The sequence below is a fragment of the Arthrobacter sp. P4_F10 genome, from assembly GCF_056401435.1.
Genome location: NZ_JBFUJJ010000002.1, coordinates 46,853 through 67,753, shown reverse-complemented (window position 1 = coordinate 67,753; position 20,901 = coordinate 46,853). Strand labels below are relative to the sequence as shown.

Here is a 20,901-nt window from a genome sequence, read left to right as displayed (position 1 = left end):
TCCGTCAAGAACTCCGATTGGGTGCTCCGCCACCGCTAGATCGCGGGGAGATTATGATGACCGCACTCAGCGCAGAGTGCCGGTTGACACTCCACCGAACGGCGGTCGGCAAACAATGTCCGCCCACGCGCGAAGAGTTAGGGAAGGAACTGCACATGGACGGGATTTCGTTCCTGGGGCTGATGCGCCAGAGGTTCAACCAGCGAAACGATCCTGGGCTGGATCCCGTACCGTGGGAACTGGACGACAAGGAAACGGCCTACAAGTACGTTGAGCAGGCCGGATATGCCGTCCCGCGGTATGCGCGGACAAGCAGCGCGGCCGAGGCCTTGGCAGCGGGGGAGCTGTTCGGGGACAGGCTCGTGATCAAGCAGCCGAACCGCCATTCGGCTTCCGGTGTCTACGTGCTTGAGAAACTCGGCGAAGGCTCCTACCTCGACCTGTTGAGGATGAAGGTCCTCGCTGCCGCCGACATCAAGGCAGTGGGTGCCGCGCCTGATTACTGGCTCGCTGAGGAATGCATTCCGTCATTGCCGGCAGGCAAGCCCGTTCCGTTGGACTATAAGATCTATGCCTTCCGGGGACAGGTCAGCCACATCACCCAAATCGACCGGAATGTGTCCCCGCCGCGGGTTGCCCTGTTCGACGGGGCATTTATCCCGCTCGAGCTCGGGAAGGACTATTCGATTGATGAGAATCGATGGCTGCCGGAGCAGCACGTCCTCCCACGGTTCGCGGGGGCGATGCTGGAAATGGCGTCGACATTGTCGCTGAACCTCGAAACCCGGTTTGTTAAGGTGGATTGTTACGACGGGCCCAACGGTCCCGTCTTCGGCGAGTTCACCTTCGCCTCCGGCGGCGACGACACAGGCATGCTCCGCTACAGCGAACGCATCATCCGGGCCCTCGATGCTGCCATGTTGACTGGTCGTGCTGCAGCCTTGTCCGGGTTTGATATCGACCTCGACAAGTTCCGGCAGGATCTGTCGCCGAACGCGACGATAGTGGCCGACGAGCACCTCGTGGCGAGGCTCTCCGGCGGCGCGTCACAGGGCGATGCCCGCTATGCACAACTCCTGCCCGCTCTGCTGGTGCAGGATTCTACAAAGGCCGTCTTTAGCCTGGCGGCCTACGTCATCGGCCACCTCAGCGGCGATGGCAGCCAGGCATTTAACATTCAGGCCGCCGTCCGACGCGGCGGTAAGCACTTCTATGGAACGCGGCGATTGGCTGAGTTTGAGGAAGCCGCAACCGCCTTCCATGATGAGCGATCAGCGGGCAACCCGTGGCACACCTCGCGGGCGGCGGAGGTGCGGTTGAGTTCGGGTGACCAGTCCGCGCTGGAAACTCTCAAGGCCTTGGCAGACGGAGGTTACGAACATGCCCGGCGGGTTGTGGCCGGATATGAGGCGGCGCACGCGTCAGCCTAGATGTACACAGTCAGTAGTTTGGTTGCACCTGCTGATTTGTGGGTTGCCTCCGAGGCTGCTGTGGGGCCGGTGGATGTGGTAGACGTCTAGCCATGGCTGCAGGGCATCAGCGCGGGCCTGATTGGATGTGAACGGCTGCCGGTAGGCCCAGCCTTCCGGCTTGGGCGGGGCTGGGCTGGGCTGCGCACCTGGCGATCCTGGCGATGACTAGTTTGTGTTGCACTGCTCGGTACTTGAGGAGAGGGACCGACCGCCGCTTGATGGACTCCCGACTCAGACCCATTAATCTTGGTGGAATCCTCTCGATCAGCACGGCCGTACCGCCGGCCTCGAACTGTGCGTCGGATTCTACGAAATCGAGCCGATTCCTTCACTGCGGCTCCTTCATCCTGGTCATACTGGATTTGAGCCGTCGTCCTGGTTCTAACCGCATCGCGCTCCGTGTGGCCGCTCACCCCTCTGCTTCGCAGCCTCGGACATTAATAGGGCGATTCAGCCTATCTCAACGAATCGATTGCCCATCACGGCGCCAGGAAGCCCTTCACACCGGTCGCTGCAAAGCGGGCGCGCGACGACGCACGGGTGCTGCAGCCCGAGGCGACGGCGAAAGTACGGAAGCCACTTGAGTTGTTCTATGCTGTTGGGGGCCTCGACCGCGCACACCCTCAGAAGCGAGGGCGACTGTCGTTGATCTTATTCAGCATCTGCCTGGATCACTATCGAGTGGAGTTTAGAATGGCGGATTTTCGCCTTGAGTTTTGGCCGGCGAGAAGCCGCCAGGCTCCCATTGCCTTCCTTACGATGGCACGGGATGAGACCATCCTGCTTGAGGCGTGGGTAAAAAACGGGCTTCGCATCTGTCCAGAAGCGGCCTTTTACGTGATCGACCACGCCTCCAGCCCATCGCTGTCGGAGTCTCTGGCCAATAGCCCCGGCTACAACGGTGTAAACCTCAATTTTGTCAGTATCCCCCCAGTGCCCTTTGACGACGACTTCAAGGCGATGGCGATGTCCGGCTTTGCCAAGATGTTGTTGCACTGCTATGACATCGTCGTAGCAACGGACTGCGACGAATTGCTCGTCGGCTTGGGGATCGGCGCCGATGAAGTGTTGCCCAAGCTGCAGTCCTTGGACGGGATAACCGCGCCAATCGGCTTCGAAATTGTCCAGCACACGGAGAAAGAGGCGCCTTTTGATCCGTCTCAGGACATTGAATTGCAGCGCGGCTACGGATTCTTCGCCTCCGGGTACACAAAGCCCGTAATCTGGAAGGCCCGCAGTGAATTCGGTGCTGGGCTGCACCGATCTCGCGAGGACTTTGCGTACGAGACGTCTTTGGGTTTGCTCCATCTGAGAAGTGTGGATCAAGAAATGTCCTTGGAGAGGGCCGCGCAGAGGCGTCAATACGAGCTCTCCGTGGGACAGGTGGATCAGGGGCGCGGCGGTAATTGGTTGAATCCTCAGGAGAAAAAGGCTGATTTCTTCGCAGGGCTCCGTTCCGTCGACGTGATTCCGACTTTCAACGATCTGCTAGAGGGCTTCTACGGCGAACTTACCGAGACCCACCACAAGAATGGCGGTGGGTTCTGGGGTCACAACATCAACAGAAGATCGAACTATTGCGACATAAGTAGCGTCCTCTACGTATAGCCTCTGGGCTCAGCACATCAGAGCAAGCTGATTAGGGCCCGAAGTCCATCGTTCCGTGATTGGTCGTTCCGTGATGATCCAGCGGCACCGTGGACGTGGATTGACGTCCTGTCGGGCTTGGGAGCCGCTAAGCGGACCAGCGCTTCCACCGCCCAGCCCGGCGCCGCTCGTCGTCTGCAGGCCTTGCTCTGTCGTCGGAAAGTCAATGTCCGCGGCCATTTGGGAATCGAGACCCGCGAGCATCATGCGTCAGTACTCAAGACATCCGGCCTTCAAGTGCGCGACACCAGTTGTAGAGGGATGACGTTGGTCACGGTGGCGAACTGAAATCGGATATCGCGAGCAACAGTTATATAGTGGACGCGTTTGGTTGCGCTGTTTGGCGCCCAAGGCAAAGAAATCAACTGCGGCTACTGGGGGACTAGTGACACTACGACTAACCGTGATCGGTACGGGATACCTCGGCGCGACCCATGCGGCATGCATGGCGGAACTCGGATTCGAAGTTCTGGGTGTCGACGTCGACAAAGAGAAGATCGATAGCCTCAGCCGAGGCGAACTACCCATCCACGAACCTGGCCTGCCCGAACTGCTGCGCAAGCACACAGAATCCGGCCGCCTGCGCTTCACTACCTCGTTCGAAGAAGCCGGCGCCTTCGGTGACGTGCACTTCATTGCCGTCGGTACCCCTCAGCGGGCCGGCGAGCACGCTGCCGACATGACCTACGTTGACGCGTCCGTGACAGCGATTGCACGTGCCGCCACGAAGGACTCCCTGATCGTCGGCAAGTCCACCGTTCCGGTTGGCTCAGCACGTCGCCTGAAGGGCCTCGTCGCCGAAGAATCGCGCGACGGCGTTCAGGTCAACTTCGCCTGGAACCCCGAGTTCCTGCGGGAAGGCTTCGCCGTGGAGGACACCCTGCGTCCGGACCGCCTGGTTATCGGCTCTGACTCCGAYGCTGCCGAGACCACCCTGCGTGAGGTCTACGCCGACGCCATCAGCCGCGACACCCCGTTCATCGCCACGGACTTCGAGACGGCGGAACTGGTCAAGGTCGCTGCAAACGCGTTCCTTGCGACCAAGATCTCCTTCATCAACGCCTTCTCCGAGGTCACCGAGACCGTTGGCGGCAACATCCGCACCCTGGCGGATGCTATCGGCCTCGACGCCCGGATCGGCCGCCGCTTCCTCAACGCCGGCATCGGCTTCGGCGGCGGCTGCCTGCCCAAGGACATCCGCGCGCTCCAGGCCCGGGTCTCCGAGCTCGGCCTGGACAGCACCATGCGGTTCCTGAACGAAATCGACGAAGTAAACCTCCGCCGTCGTGACCGTGCGGTCCACGTTGCCGAAACGTTGCTCGGCTCGCTCGAGGGCAAGCGCATTGCCGTCCTCGGCGTCGCGTTCAAGCCCAACAGCGACGACGTCCGCGATTCACCGGCCCTCGACGTGGCGGCCAGGCTCTTCAACAGCGGAGCGGACGTCAGCGTCTACGACCCCGCTGCGAACGCCAACGCCGGCAAACGGTACCCGCGCCTGAACTACGTCGATTCGCTCGCCACGGCAGCGGCTGACGCCGACCTGGTCATGGTGCTGACGGAATGGACCGAGTTCGTGAACGTCGATCCTGCGGAACTCTCTGCTGCGGTTTCGCGCAAGCGCATTTTCGACGGACGCAACGTCCTGGACCACGACAAGTGGAGCGCTGCCGGCTGGGACATCGTCTCGCTCGGCCACAAGAGCGAACTGCTGGACCTGGCCGCTTCCGCCAACTGATTTATGTAGGTTCGGTTGTCAAGAGGCATAGATGAACGGCTCCTGGAGTTTTGGTTCCGGGGGACGTTCGTCTATGCCCGCCGGTCGCGGTGACGGGGGTGTTGGCGAGTCTTTTTGGTGACTGCAGTGTCAAGGCTCCCACGAAAATTAAGGTGACCGCGGATGGTGTGCGACGGCGTGGGCGAGTATGTATCGGGCCGCCCAAGGGGTCGGTCAGGCGGTTTGTTGTGTGGGTTCGATGGTGACCGTGAAACCCATGGATTCGAGCTGGCTGCGCGTGCCCGCGTTTTGGCCGGTTGCAGGCGGGTGTAGTAGTCGGGTCCGGGGCCCTGTAGAGTTCCCCGGTCCTGAGCATGTTCCAGACCGCGGTAAGTATTGCATGTTCGACGGCTACAAGGGCTTTCATGGGTCCCCGTCTGGCCGCGAGGCGCCGGTATTTGGCGCCGAAGTACACCGGCAGGTCCCGGGCCGAAGGGTGCCAGGACTGCTTCAGTCCAGGCTCTGAGCTGTTCTATGGCCAGGGTGTGTCCGTCAATGATGTTCAGGTGCAGTCCGGCCAGGAACGCATGGTGGGCGTTGAATCTTCCGTTGAGTGCTTCGGTCAGGGCGGGAATCTTCGTTCGCAGGCTGTAGACGGCAAGATCGGCCAGTACGGCCGGATCCCCTGGCCCTCAATGAGGGTCCCCAGCATCGCCCTGGAGGAGACACCTGTCAGATCCGTGGCCACGGAACACAGCTTGATCCCGGCGTCTTCCAGCAGCTTCTCCAGGCGCTGGATCTCACTGCCGCGCTGCCGGATGGACATCRTGCGCGTGCGTGTCAGGTCCCGGAGCTGACGGACGGGCTCGGGCGGAACGAACGAGGCACGCACGAGTCCGAACGCGCCGAGCTGGGCCAGCCACGCCGCGTCCGAGACGTCGGTCTTGCGCCCGGGCATGTTCCTTACCTGTTGGGCGTTCGTAAGCATCACGTTCAGCCCGTCCTCCAGCAGGAAATAGAACTGCTTCCAATAGTCGCTGGTGGCTTCCATCACCACCAGCGTCACTTGCTCACACAGCAGATGCCCGCGCAAGGCCAGAACCTCGTTTTTGGTCGACGCCCATCTGGTCACCGTCGAGATGTATTGACCTCGGCGGCGGCCGCCCTCCGAAGATCAGGCCGACCACCAATGCAATGACTAGCAGGGCATATAGGTGCCGGTGGTTTCCGTCACCGATCTAGACTCAGGGACACCGCAGAAAGGAACTAATCGGCGACTCGACCGTCAACCGCGGACAGGGCAGGGTGTTTTAGGGCTAGGGTTAAGGGTTCTGCGTCTTTGCAGGTTCGGGTGGTGCGCCGCCCATTGACGGAATGGGGATCCGTAATGAGGAATTTGGCGAGCGGGATTCGAGGGCTGCTGGTCGGCCTGGCGGTTACTGCCCTGATGCTCGCGGGCGTGGCGCCTGCGCGGGCAGCGGAGACGCTCACCGTCCTGCATGTGTTCCTGGCGGCGGGGCAGTCGAATATGTCCGGGCGGGGCCTGCCCGCCGGTAGCACGGATGACCCCGCGGACCCTCGGATTTTTGAGTTTGGCGCGAGTGACCGCGAGCTTCAGAAGGCGGGTGTGCCCCTGGACATGCACGACATCGCGACCGGGCTTTCGCCGGCCACAACTCTTGCCCGTGAGTACTTGAAGACCCAGCCCGGCAACGTCGGGGTGCTGCTCATCCCGGCGGCGCACGGCGGCACGGGATTCACCACTGCCGCGTCCACCCTCACGTGGATTCCCGGCGCGGCCTCCGCCCCGGAACTCGATCTTTCCGCGCTGGCGGTAAAACAGACCCTCGAAGGCATCGCGGCGGCCAAGGCGTCCGGTCGTACGGTTGAGCTCAAGGGCGTCCTCTGGCACCAGGGGGAAAACAACGCGACGCTGACCACTTCCGGCTACAATGCCAGGCTGGATACAGTCATTGCTTACTTCCGGTCCCAGTTGGCGGTCCCGAACCTCCCCGTCGTGGTGGGGCAAATGGCACCTGAGGGAATCGCAGCAGATCCGGTCCGGCTCAACGTCGACAGATCGCACCGGGAAACCCCGTCGCGGGTTCCGTACACCGGATTTGCCGCGGCCATGGCTGGYGGCACGAATACTGGCGACATAATCCACTTTTCCCGGACCGGCGTCGAATTCCTGGGCAAAAACTACCTATCCGGATACCAGCAGGCCACCGCCGCCGCCGTCGTCGACAACGGCTCCCTGAACGCTCAGATGCCGTCGATCCAAGGTTCGGCGAAGGTCGGGGCCATTCTGACAGCGGTGCCTGGCGGCTGGCGCCCGGCGCCGGTGACCCTGGCGTACCAGTGGTACCGCTCGGGGACCGCGATTAGCGGCGCCATCGGCGCCGCCTACACTCCTGTCGCCGGTGATCTGGGTGCGACGATCACCGTGAAGGTCACCGGTTCCAAGTCCGGCTACCCGACGGTCTCCAAGACATCTGCCGCCACGGCTTCGATCGTCAAGGGCACCCTCGCGGCTCCCACGCCGACGATTGCCGGCACCCGGAAGGTCGGGTCCACCCTGACCGCCGTGCCCGGAACCTGGGGCCCGGCGCCGGTGACCTTGACTTACAAGTGGTACCGGTCCGGTACGTTGATCAGCGATGCCAGCAGTGCCACGTACAAGCTGCGCTCCGGTGATGCGGGCAGGACCATCACCGTGAAGGTCACTGGCTCCAAGACTGCCTTCAACACGGCCTCCAAGACGTCCCCCGCCACCGCTACCATCGCCAAGGGCACTCTCGCCGCGCCGATTCCCAAGATCACGGGCACCGCGGCGCTAGGGTCCACCCTGACGGCCGTGCCCGGCGCCTGGGGACCTGCGCCGGTGACGCTGACGTACCGTTGGTACCGCTCGCACGTTCTGATCAGTGATGCCACAGCTTCCACCTATAAGGTCCGCACTGGTGACGCGGGGAGGACCATCACCGTCAAGGTCACAGGCTCCAAGACCGGCTACTCCACGGTCACCAAAGAGTCCACTGGCACTAAAGTGGCGGGGTAGCGCGCGGCCGTACGCCGCTTCGCGTTTTCAGATCAACGAACCAGGGAAACAACCATGAAGGTTTCACTACTCACTGCTGTAGCATTAATCGGCCTCTTTGGGCTTACTGGATGCACCGGTCAGTCTCAGGGCACCAATTCGGCCCCGGAAAGCCCGGCTGCCACGACGGCGTCAGCGCCGCCGCCGGGGACCGCGGCCGAATCCACGGACTCGGCCGTGGTCCCGGACGCGGCGCTGCCTCCGGGGCAACTGCCGCCGACCGCCATTCCCAACCAACTCGCCGAGGGCAAGGTCCACTTCACCGGAGACTACACGAAGGCGACGCCCGCGGACTCAGCGAAGATTATCGAGCTTGCAAAGCAGTGGCATTCCGCTGACAAGGAAGCCCTGTTCCACGAGAAAATGGACGGCTCGGGCCTGAGCTCTAACGTCCCTCCCGAGCAGGCCGAGACGTTCTACGGTCGGGCTGCGGAGGCTTGCCAGCGGCGCTTCGACGGCTACAAGCCCCCGCTCGAGGGGTCTTCGCTTGAAATCGAGAACCTTGCCCTGAGCATCTACTGTCCCGCGTTGGGTAACACCTCATCCATTGCTGGCTAGCTGGTCAGCTGTTGCCCGTAGCGACGGGGATCGGGACGTTCCGGCCACTGACCACTATCCCGCCGGCGGCGGGAATGTTCACTGTCGGCAGGCCCGCGGCCCCTGGGCGGTTTCTAGGGGTCCTCCGTGATGGCACGGGGAATCTGGGGTGCGCGGTGAGCAGTTCCGGCCTGTTCGACGTCGGCGTCGTAGGTGAACTGCAGTGCCGGTTCGTCAAAGTGCTGGCGGGCGTGCGCGAGGTCCCCGGCCGTGCCGGAGCGCAGCCGTGACAGGTCCCGCAGTGCTTCTTCGTCCGGATCCGGGATGCGGACCTCGGTGACCGAGCCGACCGCGAGCATTTCGGCCAACACGCGGGCGTCGCGGCGGTCGGTTTTCACGCGGTCCCCGGGGCAGCAGTTTCGAGGACGCCGCAACGACGCAGTTGATGCCCGCAGCACGCAGATACCGGGCCAGAACGAACCCAGTAGGGCCCTGATTCGACCTCCCAAACCTCACATGTGACACTGCCATCGCACCCCCGAGAAGGCGTCAGGCCAAGGGAGCTGCTAATGGCAACCCACGGACGCTGTGAAACAGATGGCCCCGGCTCCTTAGGCTCCTGCCCTTGCCTGCCTGTCCGGATAAGGACATCATCGACCGGGTTCAGGCCCGCCAACGCCGCCCCCGGCCGGAGGCACCGGATTACACCAAGCCGGCGCTGCAGGAGCGCCCCCGCGATAACGGCCGGCCAGTGCCTTCGAAGCAGTCTGCCCGTATATTTCCACCGCACGGCAACTTCGAACATGAGGGAGGCCCTACCGGATAAATCTCCGGTGGGGCCTCCTTGGCTAGAGCAGCCGCTCCAAGGTCCGCAAGGCCCGGAACGCTGTTGGGAGGCTCTACAGAGCCTTACAGCGCCGCGTAGAGGCGTCCGGTGCTGGTGAGGGTGCCGTTCGCGTTGAACAGGGTGGAGCATCCCATCTTGATGTCGCCTGCTGGGCGGGTCTTCCAGGCAAAGCGTTCCACGAAGGGGAGCGCACGCATTCCGGCTACGGTGGCCCGCATGAAGTCCTCTGTCTGGGCGCGGGAGTACTTGCAGGGCCTGGACGCGGTGGCGTCCCAGTCCGCCACCGCGTATTCGGTGACCCAGATCGGCTTCCCGTACTTCTCGTGCATCATGGTGAGCTTGTTCAGGAAGTCGTCCGCCCGGGGCCAGGCATAGATGTGGGTGGTCATGAAGTCTACGCGGAGGCCTCTCGTCTTTGCCTTCGCCATGAAAGCCGCCAACCAGGTGCTGCTCGGACTGGTCGTGGCAGGGGAGCCGAGCCGTAGGCCCGTTGCCTGAAGCTTGGGCCAAAGGCTGATGGCCTGGTCCACGCTCATGTTCGCCTGTGCCACGACGTCGGGTTCGTTGAAGCCGAGCAGGTGCGTGGCCTTCGTTTCGGCCAACTGGCGTGTGACATAGCCAAGGGCGTCCTGCTCCAGCATCGTCTTGGCGCTCTTGATCATGGGCACGAAGGCAGGGGTGGTGGTCACGTTAGGGTGCGAACCCCAGGTGTAGTGCCATTTCAGGTTGAGGCTCTTGATTTGCTGGAGCGCCAAAGCGTCCTTGCCGCCATGCCCGAAACCCTTCAAGGTGTTGGCGGGCGTGGTGATGGAAGGGACGCTCACAACCGCTTCGGCGGTTGCCGCGTTGGCAGCCAGCAGAGCCCCCGGGGCGGCCATAGCTGCCAAGGGCATGGTAAGAAACTTACGGCGTTCCATGAGTCGCTCTCGGTAGGGACCAGATTGTTAGCCGGCACCACGGGCGACGTGCATCAACTCCCCCGGCACTCAAGCTCGAGCAAACCTAGCACGGAAAACACGCAGGAAACTCCCGGGTAAGCGCAGGAAAAACGCAAGGTTTTCTCAGTGGACGGTGAGCCTCACCACGGCGTCGGATGTTGGCGTCCCGGGCGCGGCGCGCCCCCTACAGGGACTTGTAGAGCTCGCCTGTGGGGGAGAGCGATCCGTCCTTGCGGAACAGGGCCGAGGCGCCCATGATGGGGTCCCCTTCGGCCCGGGTCTTCCAGGCAAAGCGCTCCACGAACGGCATCTGGCGGAGCCCTGCGGCCGTTTCGCTCATGAACGCCATGATCTCTTTTTCGGTGTAGCGCGTGGGCGACTTTTCTGAGGCTTTCCAGTCCGCGACGGCGTATTCGGTGATCCAGATGGGCTTTTCGTACCGGTCGTAGAGCTCCTGGACGCTGTTCAGGAAGGACTCGGAGTCCGGGGAAGGGTAGGAGTGCATAGTGATGAAGTCCACCCTGAGATCCTTCGAGGACGCTTCATCCATGAACTCCTTGAGCCAGTCGCCCAGTGCCTGAACGGGCGCCGGCGAGCCCAGCCGCAGCCCGGATGCCTCGAGCTCGGGCCAATACTTGATGGCCGAGGACACTTTCATGTCTGCCTGCTCGGGATGGTCGGGCTCATTGAAGCCAAGCAGTTCCGCGGCCCGGGTCAGCTCGAGTTCGTACTGTACCTCTGCGACCGCGTTCTGGCGGACACTTTCCTTGCCCCAGATCATCGGCACAAAATCCTGCGTGGGGCGGGCTGCGGGATATGAGGCGCCCCATGTGTAGAACCAGTTCACATCCAAGGCGTCGAGCTGCTGGATGCCGTACTTCTTGCCCACGGCAAGGCCCACGCCCTTGCGGGCCCCCGCCGGCGTGGGACGGCTGCTGGTTGGTGGCTGGCTGGTGATTGGTGGCTGGCCGACGTCGTTAGGTTCCGGCGTACAAGAGGCCAGCGTGGCGGCGGCAGAGGCCGCCAACGACAGTCGGAAGAAGTCCCTGCGGTCCATGCTCACGTCCACTTTCACTTTTCTCTCGGCTGCGCGCGGGGGTGAGCACTCCCTCCCCGGGAGCTTCATTGTTTCACGATTTGGCCACCGCCTACGCCCCGCTGAACTCCGCCGTCCGGTAGCCGACGCCGAGCAGCTCTTCGATGGCTGCCACCGTCCGGGGGGCGGCCTTGCCGTCGCCGTAGGGATTCACTGCGTTTGCCATGGACGCGAAGTGCGAGGAATCGTGCAGGAGGCGGGTCACCTCGGCAACAATCCGCTCTTCGTCGGTGCCGATCAGCTTCACGGTGCCGGCTTCAAGGGCCTCGGGCCGTTCCGTGTTCTCCCGCATCACCAGGACCGGCTTGCCGAGGCTGGGGGCCTCCTCCTGCACTCCGCCGGAGTCCGTCAGGACGATGTGCGCCTGCGAAAGCATCCGGGTGAATTCGCCGTAGGCCAGCGGCTCCGTCACCAGCACGTTGGGCTTGCCCTCCAGCGCGGGAAGCACTGCCTCACGCACCACGGGATTCTTGTGGGCGGGCAGCACGATCACGAGGTCCGGTTCGGCGTCGGCGATCCGCGCGAGCGCCCGTCCCACCCTGCGCATGGATTCGCCCTGGTTTTCGCGCCGGTGCGTGGTGACCAGCAGGACCCGGCGGTCGCTGGCGGCCAGCGCTTCCAGCCGGGGGTCCGTGAAGGGAAGCCGCTTGTCCACGGTGGCGAGGAGGGCATCAATTACTGTGTTCCCAGTCACCACGATGTCCTGCGGGCTGATGCCTTCCCGCAGCAGGTTTTCCCGGCTGGTGGAGGTCGGTGCCAGGTGCAGGCGGGTGATCTGGCTTGTGATCTTACGGTTGGCTTCCTCGGGGAACGGCGAGAGCAGGTCACCGCTGCGCAGCCCGGCCTCGACGTGCACCACCGGGATGCCGTGGTAGAACGCCGCGATGGCGGCGGCCGTGGAGGTGGTGGTATCGCCCTGGACCACGACGGCGTCCGGACGGGTGACAGCGAAGAGTTTTTCGAGCCCGTCAATGGTCCGCGTCATGATGGCCGACAGGGATTGCCCCTGCTGCAGGATGTTGAGGTCATGGTCCGGAACAATGCCGAACAGTTCGTTGACCTGGTCCAGCATTTCGCGGTGCTGCCCCGTGACCGTCACGATGCACCGGAAGAGCGGGGACTCCTGCAGCGCGCTGACGATCGGCGCCATCTTGATGGCTTCCGGCCTGGTATCCGAAGATCGGCATGATGCTGTGCATGGTTATTCCCCAAAGGTGTGCGAGCGGTTGGAAGAGTTAATGGCTCGGATTCAGCCGAGCAGCAGGGCCAGCACGATTGCCGGCACGGCGATGGCGACAAAGAGAACGAACAGGAGGGCCACCCGCCGTTTGCGCCGTTTCTGCATGTCACGGACGAGCTGCTGGGATTCTTTTTCCTGGATTGCGGCAGCCTGGCTTGCAGCGTCCTGGCCGTCGGCAGCCTGAGTTGCAGCGTCCTGGCCGTCGGCAGCCTGAGTTGCAGCGTCCTGGCCGTCGGCAGCCGGCGCCTCGGCCGGCGGATCCGTGAGCGGAAGCGGCTCCGCTCCGGGCACCAGGAGGGCGTCCGGGATCTCCGTGTGCATGCGCCGCCGGCGCAGGTGTCGTGGTGCGGCCACCAGCGTCGGAGGGCCGTCGGGAGAGTGTTCCAGCATGTCCTCCTCGCGTCGGTCAGATGCCCGAACCGGCTGACCAGTTCAACCGGATGAGGTTCAATTGTTACATTTCCGCTCACTGATTGACGCATTCGGGCCTGAGGGAAACGTCCAATAGGCCTCCGGTTTCGACCACAAACCGCCGGATCCATTGGCCTGGATCCAGGTCCGGATGCGAGGCAACCATCTGTACATCCGCCGTCGTGCACTGTCCGATCAGCCGCCCCGCACGGGTGATGTGGTAGCTGGAGGTCACAACCGTGACGGACTTCCAGCCGTTGGCCTCGATCAGCCGGGAGATAGCCCGCGCTTCCCCCCTCGTGTCCAGGTCCGGGGGCCGGAAGCAGATGACGGTTGGGTTCGGAAAGGCAGCTGAATTGCATGCCTCATCCGCCGCACGGTTGCCTAACGTGTCCGTGTGCGAGATCACCAGGACCGGAATGTGAGATTCGGACTGGATCTGACGGGCCACGGGAAGGCGTTCGGTGGCCGCGCCGCCCAGCATGATGATGGCGTCCGTCCGGTGCACGCTGAGCGGATCCACGTTGACGAAGAGTTGAACGGCGATGATGAGCCACAGCAGGAGGCCGCCGACGGCGAAGGCGAGCACCCTGCGGGTGGCGGTATTCACCGCGGCGACGGAAGAAGGCACGGCTTAGAGTTTGGCACGCGGTTTTCAGGTGGCGAAATGGTGTGTCGGTCCTGCGCAAAAACTTGGCAATAACAATGCGTGATGCAGTTGTGATTCAAGGGATCAAAGTTATTGGGGTGACAGACGGGAATTGGCGTTTATGCTATAGGCATCTTCCGTCGCTCCCACCAACAGGTCACCGCCTGAGGTCCCACCCTAAGCGAGCAATTTATGCGAAAACTGAACATAGCGGCAACCGTGATTGCCGCCGTGATGCTGGCAGCATACTTGCCCCAGGCCGCTGGGGCCGCTGTAGAGGTACCGACCGCCGCGCAGGTGTCCGCCGGTGCCATCCCGGCGGTGTCGGACCCGAGCCCCCAGGGGCAGGTGGTGGATGACTTTGTCCGGCCCGAGCCGCCGGCCAACAGGGCCAGGAGCGAATACACCTACGTGAGCGCGCCCATGGCGGGGACCTTGAAGACCACCCTCGTGACGGTGCAGCTGGCCGACAAATCGGCAGCCGAGACGGACGCGGCAGTGCCGATGGCCGCGGCGAAGGCCTCGCTCAGCGCGGCCAACCGCTACTGGGCACACGCCACCTCGAGCCGCGTGGACATCGCCCTGACCTCCTCACGCCATCTACACAGGTCCGCCGCGAAGTCCACTCAGTCGCCGGCGCAGATCGTGGAGACAGTTTCCCAGGAACTGGGCTGGACGCAGAGCTCCTACACCGCCCTGGTGATCTTCATCCCGGGCGCGTACCTGAGCAACGGCACCGCCGGCATGACCTACAGCAACGGCACCACAGGCGGGCGCATCCTGATGCCGCAGAACAGCCGGCTGACCACCCCCGTGCTGACCCATGAGTTCGGGCATGCCCTGGGCATGGACCACGCCAACAGCCTGGTGTGCGGCAGCGGGGCCATGGACGTGGCCTCCGGACCCTTCGCCGGGTTTGCCGATCCCACTTGCAGCATCAAGACCTACGGCGACAACCTGGACCTGATGGGGATCTCGCACTGGGACATGATGCCGGAAATCAGCGCCAGCCTGTGGGAGATGGGCCGGTTCGGCAACGGGAACGAAATCACCAACCTCGGCACCGTGTCCGGACCCCGCCGGGTGACGCTCAAACCCTGGGCCGGCGACGACGCGAACCGTGCGGTGAAGTTCACGGATCCGAAGTCCGGCGAGGTGTACTACCTCGAGCTCCGGACTGCCGTGGGCTATGACGCGGTGATTGCGCAGGCCGGAAACCGCGGCGTGAAGATCACCCAGCAGGGCGGAGGAAACTCCTCGATCCTGCTCCCGCCCGATACCCGCGCAACCGCTTTCAACGGCTACTACAGCAACACCCAGGCCTGGCAGGCCGGGCAGACGTTTAGCACGCACGCCGGTACAAAGGTGAGCATCGATTCGGTCAGCGACACCTCGGCCACCGTAACCATCCGCCCGCCCGGGGCGCCCGCCAAGGGTTACGTCGAGTCCATGGCCATCACCAAGTCCGGCACCACGGCCCGCCTGCACGTCGCCGGCTGGGCCTACGACTCCGCCAAGTCCTCAGAATCGTCCACGGTCCACATCTATGTGACGCCGCCCGGCGGTAGTGCCACGGGCTACGCCGTGGCGGCCAATCAGGCCCGCCCGGACGTCAACCAGATCATGCAGGTGACCGGCAACCACGGGTTCAGCCGCTCCTTCAACCTGACCACCGCCGGCGTATATAAGGTCTGCGTGTACGCCCTGGGCAGTGTCGAAACCGTGGATCTGGGCTGCCGGTCCCTGACCCTGGCCGGGTCGGCGCCCACGGCCGGTTACCTCGAGTCGATGGCACTCACCAGGGTCAGCGGGGTGACAGTTCTGCGGGCGACGGGCTGGAGCTACGATCCCGGGACGCCCACCGCGTCCATCCCGGTCCACCTGTACGTGACGGATCCGGCGGGCAAGGCGACGACGAAGGCCATCACCGCCAACAAGAGCCGCCCTGACGTCAACACGGTGATGTCCGTGACCGGAAACCACGGCTTCACCTCGGACATCCCCGTGACCATGAGCGGACAGTACAAAGTGTGCGCCTACGGCCTGGCCGTCACCCCGCTGAGCCAGGGCAACAGCCTCCTGGGCTGCAAATCCCTGACGCCGCGGGCAACACCGGCGCCGGCCGGCTTCCTGGAGAGCACCGTCGTCAAGACGGACGCGCCGACGGCGACCATCACGGTCAGCGGATGGAGCCTGGACCCCGGAACGCCGGCAGCCTCCATCCCGGTGCACCTCTACGTCACCGACCCTAACGGAGTGACCAGGAGCTCCGCCTACACGGCCAACCGGGCGCGCGCGGACGTCAATCAGGTCATGGGGACCACCGGAAACCACGGCTACCGGGTGGCGCTGCCCGTCAAGACGCCGGGCAGCTACAAGATCTGCGCCTACGGAATTGCCGTCAGCATCTTCCCGTTGGGCAACAGCCTCCTGGGCTGCACCACCGTGCGCGTTGCGGCCACCCCCGCGCCGATCGGTTACCTGGAGTCCGTCAAGGTCCAGTTGGGCGGAACGGGATCGGCGCTGGTGGCCAGCGGCTGGGGAGTGGACCCCGGCATGACCCGGGCGAACATTCCCGTCCACCTCTACGTCACGTCCCCCGACGGCACCACGAAAGGCACCGCCTATGTGGCCAGCCGGTACAGGGCGGACGTCAACTCGGTTATGAAGATCAGCGGCAACCACGGCTACCGGATTGTCATTCCGGTGACCAGACGCGGCGTATACACCGTGTGCGCGTGGGGTCTGGGCGTAGCAGGGCTGTCGTCCGGCAACACCCACTTCGGCTGCCTCAAGGCTACGTACTAACTCCCCTCGCGGTAGCGTAGGGCTGTGCCTGAAACTGTGCCTGACTCTCCTGTGCCTGCAACTCCTGTCCCTGTTACTGCCGTGCCCCAACCCCTGCGGGCGGACACCGCATTGACCGTTGCCGGGCTCTCGGAGTCCCAGTTGCTGGCGCGCATCTTCCCGCGGCTCACCAACGCTGAGCCCACCGGCGGCCCGGCTGCGGCGACGTACCTGCTGCTGGGCCCGGGGGACGACGCAGCGATTGTCGCCGCGCCGGACGGTCGGACCGTGCTGAGCATCGACACCCAGGTGGCGGACCAGGACTTCCGGCTGGAATGGAACAACGGCTACCGCACCAGCGGGTACGACGTCGGCTGGAAGGCCGCGGCGCAAAACCTCAGCGACATCAATGCCATGGGCGCCCGGGCCACGTCACTTGTGGTCAGCCTGACGATGCCGCCTGAGACCCTTGTGTCCTGGGTGGAGGATTTCGCGGACGGCCTCATGGCCGGGATCAGGGAGCTGGGCGCTCCGGTCTGCGCCGTGGCCGGCGGCGACCTCGGCCGCGGCCGCGAACTGGCAGTCAGCGTGGCCATCCTGGGGACCCTTGACGGCATGGCGCCCGTGCTGCGTTCCGGGGCCCGGCCGGGAGACACCGTGGCCTTGGCTGGAACAGTGGGCCGGGCCGCAGCCGGGCTGGCGCTGCTGGAGTCGGACGTCCCCATGGGGGATCTGACCGCCGGGCAGCGCTCCCTCATGGACACCCAGTGCCGCCCGCAGCCGCCGCTCGCGGCCGGCCCGTTGGCGCGTGAGGCCGGCGCGTCGGCCATGATGGACATTTCGGACGGCCTGGTCCGGGACGGAAACCGCATGGCGGCCGCGAGCCACGCGGTGCTGAACCTGGAAGCCGCCGCCCTGAAGGAGCTGGCCGTTGCGCTGCTGCCGGCGTCGGAGCTGTTGGGAGCAGACCCGATGTCCTGGGTCCTCGGCGGCGGCGAAGACCACGGACTGCTGGCCACTTTCCCCGCAGGGGTTCAACTCCCTCCCGGGTTCACTGCGATAGGCTCGGTAGAGGCCCCTGCACCAACCGAAAGCACGGGAGTAACGATCGCGGGCAGGCCCGCTGACGCTGTGGGATGGGATCACTTTGCAGACTAAGATTGCCGCCAACGCGCAAGCGATGAAGCGGTGGTTGGGCAAGGCGGAAACCACGCTCGGCAACCATAGCGACCGCCTGAACGCCATCAACATCTTTCCCGTGGCCGACGGCGACACCGGCACCAACCTCTACCTGACCGTCCGCGCCGCGGCCCACGCCGCGGACGCCGTCGTCGACAGTGGCACGGCCACTGGCCAGTCCACGCACGCCGCCGCGAACCCGCACGACGTCGGCGCCGTCCTGGCGCAGGCCGGCCAGGTGGCCATGGAACAGGCCCGCGGCAACTCGGGAACCCTGTTTGCCGTCTTCCTCGCCGCCGCCGCCGAACCGCTGGCCGGGCACACCCGGATCAGCTCACCGCTGCTGGCCGCGGCCCTGAACCGGGCCCAGATCCGGGCCTGGTCCGCGCTGAGTGATCCCGTGCCGGGCACCATGCTCTCCGTCATGGAAGCCGCCGCCCGGGCCGCGGCCGCCGTCGACTCCGCGCACGACGGCGATGACAGCAACCAGACCCTCGGCCTGGCCCTGGATGCTGCCGTCGAGGCAGCCCTGGCCGCCGTGGTGCGCACGGAGGACCAGCTCGATGCCCTGCATGCCGCCCACGTCGTGGACGCCGGCGGTGTGGGCATGCTCCTGATCCTGGACTGCCTCCGCTCCGCCGTGCTGGGCGAGGAGCTCCAGAGCGAACTGCTGGACGGCCTGCACGGCTACGACGTCCAGGACCCGCATATCCACGTCGGCATGCCGCGCGACGAAGGCGTCGAAGTCATGTGCACCATTTCCCTGTCCCCGCTGGACGCCGCCATGATGCGCCAACGGCTCGACGAAATGGGCGACTCGGTGATCATGAGCCAGGTCGGCGGCGCTGCGGACGCCGCCGGGCACTACCGCTGGCGCGTCCACGTCCACGTCCTGGATGCCGAACCCGCCGTCGCGCTGATCCGTTCCCTGGGTGAGCCCACGGAAATTTCCGTGAGCGAGCTCGCCGTGCCGCGCGATCCGGACCCGCGGGCCGCCACTGTTGCCGCCTTCGATGCGCCCGCAATTGCCGCCGAAACCCGAAACCCCGACGGACATGCACGCTGAACTTGAACTGGGCCTGGAACGCCGCATCGGCAAGCGCTCCGCGGCTGTCATCGAAAAACACCTCGGCATCACCACTGTCGGCGGGCTCCTGAACTACTTCCCCCGCCGCTACCTCAGCCGCGGCGAGCTGACACCCATCAGCGAGGTTCCTCTGGACGAGGAAGTGACGCTGATCGCCCGGGTGGTCTCCAACAGCACCCGGCCCATGCGCGCCCGGCGCGGCTCCCTCACCGACGTCGTGATCTCCGACGACGCCGGCGGCAGGCTGCCGGGCACGCTCAAGGTCAGCTTTTTCAACGGGTTCCGGGCCAAGGCTGAGCTGCAGCCGGGCCGGCGCGCCATGTTTTCCGGCAAGGTCACCCGCTACGGCGGATCCCTCGGCCTGACCAACCCCGATTTCCTGCTGCTCGACGAGGACCCCGACACCCCCGGCATCGACCCGGAGAAGCTCGCCGCCATGCCGATCCCGGTGTACCCGGCCACGGCCAAGCTCACCAGCTGGTCCATCCAGAAGGTCATCTCGACGCTGCTGGACACCGTGGAGCTCGAAACCCTCGGTGACCCGCTGCCRGCGGAGATCGCGGCGCGGGAGAAGTTCCTGCCGGTCGCCGACGCGTACCGGCTGATCCACGCCCCGCAAACCCCGGCGGACTTCCAGCGCGCCCGCGACAGGTTCCGCTACCAGGAAGCCCTGGTGCTCCAGTCGGCCCTGGCCCGCCGCCGTGCCCAACTCGCCGCCGAGGAAGCAACGGCCCGCCGTCCGGCACTGGACGGGCTGCTGCCCGCGTTCGACCGCCAGTTGCCGTTCACGCTGACCGCCGGCCAGGCCGCCGTCGGCAAGACGCTCTCCGACGAGCTCGCCCAGGACTCGCCAATGAACCGGCTGCTCCAGGGCGAGGTGGGCTCCGGCAAGACGATCGTGGCCCTGCGCGCCATGCTGCAGGTGGTGGACGCCGGGGGACAGGCTGCCCTGCTGGCCCCCACGGAGGTCCTCGCCGCCCAGCACTATGAATCCATCCGGCGCACGCTCGGACCGCTTTCCCGGGACGGGATGCTCGGCGGGTTCGGCCCGGACGCGGTCCAGGTCACCCTCCTCACCGGTTCCATGCCCACCGCGGCGCGGAGGCAGGCCATGCTGGACGCGGCCTCCGGAACGGCGGGAATCGTGATCGGCACCCACGCTCTGCTGAGCGAGAACGTGTCCTTCTACGACCTCGGCCTGATTGTGGTGGACGAGCAGCACCGCTTCGGCGTTGAACAGCGCGACGCCCTCCGGGCCAAGGCCAGCAAACCGCCGCACCTGCTGGTCATGACCGCCACGCCGATTCCCCGGACTGTGGCCATGACCGTGTTCGGAGACCTCGAAACCTCCGTGCTGGATGAGCTCCCCGCCGGCCGCGCCCCGATCTCCACGCATGTGGTGGGACTCGCGGAACACCCGGGGTGGGCCACGCGCATCTGGTCCCGTTCGCGGGAGGAGATCGACGCCGGGCACCAGGTCTACGTGGTCTGCCCCAAGATCGGCGCGGACGACGACGGCGACTTCACCCCGGGCGAGGCCGAACCGTCCGCCGCGGACCTCGAAGGCGAGAACGGCTCACGCGAACTCGCCTCCGTCACCGGTGTCGTGGAGCACCTCCAGGACGAGCCGGCCCTCGCCGGGGTGGCTGTGGCGCCGCTGCACGGCCGGCAGGACCCGGTGCTGAAGTCCGAGACCATGGCCTCCTTCACGGCCAATCAGACCAAAGTGCTCGTCTCCACCACCGTGATTGAAGTCGGCGTGGACGTGCACAACGCCACGCTCATGGTCATTCTGGACGCGGACCGCTTTGGCATCTCCCAGCTCCACCAGCTGCGCGGCCGGGTGGGCCGCGGCGGGCTGCCCGGGACCTGCCTGCTGGTCACCACCCTGGAGCCGGGCCATCCGAGCCGGCGCCGGCTCGATGCCGTGGCGGCCACCACCGACGGCTTCGAACTGTCCCAGGAGGACCTCAAGCTGCGCCGCGAAGGCGACATCCTGGGTGCCTCGCAGTCCGGCGGGCGCTCCACCCTTAAGCTGCTGCGCGTCCTGGAACACGAGGACGTGATCGCCCGGGCCCGGCAGGACGCCCAGCGGATCGTGGCCGCCGATCCCTCACTGGCGGGCCAGCCCGGGCTCGCGGCCGCGATCGACGAATATTTGAACCCCGAGAAGGAGGCGTTCCTTGAACGCGGCTAA

At 65.1% G+C, this 20,901-nt stretch carries 14 protein-coding genes and 3 pseudogenes; 9 read left to right on the top strand and 8 right to left on the bottom strand.

What is annotated here, in order from left to right:
* Positions 1 to 56: 56 nt before the first annotated feature.
* Positions 57 to 1,430, top strand: coding sequence for an ATP-grasp fold amidoligase family protein (locus AC1DR1_RS03230; protein WP_229992695.1), 1,374 nt, complete (start codon positions 57 to 59; stop codon positions 1,428 to 1,430).
* On the opposite strand, the pseudogene AC1DR1_RS03225 reads toward AC1DR1_RS03230, so the two are convergent.
* Positions 1,422 to 1,580 (bottom strand): annotated as a pseudogene (locus AC1DR1_RS03225) (IS481 family transposase); the annotation flags it as partial. The gene AC1DR1_RS03230 and the pseudogene AC1DR1_RS03225 overlap by 9 nt on opposite strands.
* Positions 1,581 to 2,165: 585 nt before the next feature.
* Between AC1DR1_RS03225 and AC1DR1_RS03220 the strand changes: the two are divergent.
* Together AC1DR1_RS03220 and AC1DR1_RS03215 are read left to right on the top strand one after the other, a co-directional pair.
* Complete coding sequence (locus AC1DR1_RS03220; protein WP_229992694.1) at positions 2,166 to 3,080, top strand: hypothetical protein; 915 nt, start codon at positions 2,166 to 2,168, stop codon at positions 3,078 to 3,080.
* 424 nt (positions 3,081 to 3,504) lie between these two features.
* A complete protein-coding gene (locus AC1DR1_RS03215) occupies positions 3,505 to 4,854 on the top strand; it encodes a UDP-glucose dehydrogenase family protein (RefSeq protein ID WP_290369324.1) in 1,350 nt (449 codons plus the stop codon).
* 213 nt (positions 4,855 to 5,067) lie between these two features.
* On the opposite strand, the pseudogene AC1DR1_RS03210 reads toward AC1DR1_RS03215, so the two are convergent.
* Positions 5,068 to 5,995: pseudogene (locus AC1DR1_RS03210) on the bottom strand (IS110 family transposase); the annotation flags it as partial.
* Positions 5,996 to 6,220: 225 nt separating this feature from the next.
* Between AC1DR1_RS03210 and AC1DR1_RS03205 the strand changes: the two are divergent.
* Positions 6,221 to 7,894 carry a sialate O-acetylesterase gene (locus AC1DR1_RS03205; RefSeq protein WP_364747994.1) on the top strand — a complete coding sequence of 558 codons (1,674 nt, stop codon included), beginning with the start codon at positions 6,221 to 6,223 and terminating at the stop codon, positions 7,892 to 7,894.
* Between the two features lie 54 nt (positions 7,895 to 7,948).
* Positions 7,949 to 8,491, top strand: coding sequence for a hypothetical protein (locus tag AC1DR1_RS03200; RefSeq protein ID WP_229992692.1), 543 nt, complete (start codon positions 7,949 to 7,951; stop codon positions 8,489 to 8,491).
* Positions 8,492 to 8,604: 113 nt separating this feature from the next.
* On the opposite strand, the gene AC1DR1_RS03195 is transcribed toward AC1DR1_RS03200, so the two are convergent.
* The 6 genes and pseudogenes from AC1DR1_RS03195 to AC1DR1_RS03170 all read right to left on the bottom strand — a co-directional run bounded on the left by AC1DR1_RS03195 (position 8,605) and on the right by AC1DR1_RS03170 (position 13,633).
* Positions 8,605 to 8,868 carry an IS110 family transposase gene (locus tag AC1DR1_RS03195; protein WP_229992691.1) on the bottom strand — a complete coding sequence of 88 codons (264 nt, stop codon included), beginning with the start codon at positions 8,866 to 8,868 and terminating at the stop codon, positions 8,605 to 8,607.
* A 511-nt stretch (positions 8,869 to 9,379) separates the two neighbouring features.
* Complete coding sequence (locus tag AC1DR1_RS03190) at positions 9,380 to 10,210, bottom strand: glycosyl hydrolase (protein WP_229992690.1); 831 nt, start codon at positions 10,208 to 10,210, stop codon at positions 9,380 to 9,382.
* A gap of 229 nt (positions 10,211 to 10,439) precedes the next feature.
* Positions 10,440 to 11,312 carry a glycosyl hydrolase gene (locus tag AC1DR1_RS03185; protein WP_229992689.1) on the bottom strand — a complete coding sequence of 291 codons (873 nt, stop codon included), beginning with the start codon at positions 11,310 to 11,312 and terminating at the stop codon, positions 10,440 to 10,442.
* 91 nt (positions 11,313 to 11,403) lie between these two features.
* Positions 11,404 to 12,550 (bottom strand): annotated as a pseudogene (gene wecB, locus AC1DR1_RS03180) (non-hydrolyzing UDP-N-acetylglucosamine 2-epimerase).
* A 50-nt stretch (positions 12,551 to 12,600) separates the two neighbouring features.
* On the bottom strand, positions 12,601 to 12,981 hold the full coding sequence (locus AC1DR1_RS03175; protein ID WP_229992687.1) for a hypothetical protein: 381 nt from the start codon (positions 12,979 to 12,981) through the stop codon (positions 12,601 to 12,603).
* Positions 12,982 to 13,057: 76 nt separating this feature from the next.
* Positions 13,058 to 13,633 (bottom strand): YdcF family protein, encoded by a 576-nt coding sequence (locus AC1DR1_RS03170; protein ID WP_229992686.1) that lies wholly within the window; start codon positions 13,631 to 13,633, stop codon positions 13,058 to 13,060.
* A 210-nt stretch (positions 13,634 to 13,843) separates the two neighbouring features.
* On the opposite strand from AC1DR1_RS03170, the gene AC1DR1_RS03165 reads away from it, so the two are divergent.
* The 4 genes from AC1DR1_RS03165 to AC1DR1_RS03150 all read left to right on the top strand — a co-directional run bounded on the left by AC1DR1_RS03165 (position 13,844) and on the right by AC1DR1_RS03150 (position 20,901).
* Positions 13,844 to 16,459: a hypothetical protein gene (locus tag AC1DR1_RS03165; protein WP_229992685.1), complete on the top strand. Its 2,616-nt coding sequence runs from the start codon at positions 13,844 to 13,846 to the stop codon at positions 16,457 to 16,459.
* 81 nt (positions 16,460 to 16,540) lie between these two features.
* On the top strand, positions 16,541 to 17,596 hold the full coding sequence (thiL, locus tag AC1DR1_RS03160) for a thiamine-phosphate kinase (protein ID WP_476966670.1): 1,056 nt from the start codon (positions 16,541 to 16,543) through the stop codon (positions 17,594 to 17,596).
* 22 nt (positions 17,597 to 17,618) lie between these two features.
* Positions 17,619 to 18,683, top strand: coding sequence for a DAK2 domain-containing protein (locus tag AC1DR1_RS03155; RefSeq protein ID WP_229992717.1), 1,065 nt, complete (start codon positions 17,619 to 17,621; stop codon positions 18,681 to 18,683).
* A complete protein-coding gene (locus AC1DR1_RS03150) occupies positions 18,673 to 20,901 on the top strand; it encodes an ATP-dependent DNA helicase RecG (protein ID WP_229992683.1) in 2,229 nt (742 codons plus the stop codon). Before AC1DR1_RS03155 ends, AC1DR1_RS03150 begins: the two co-directional genes overlap by 11 nt.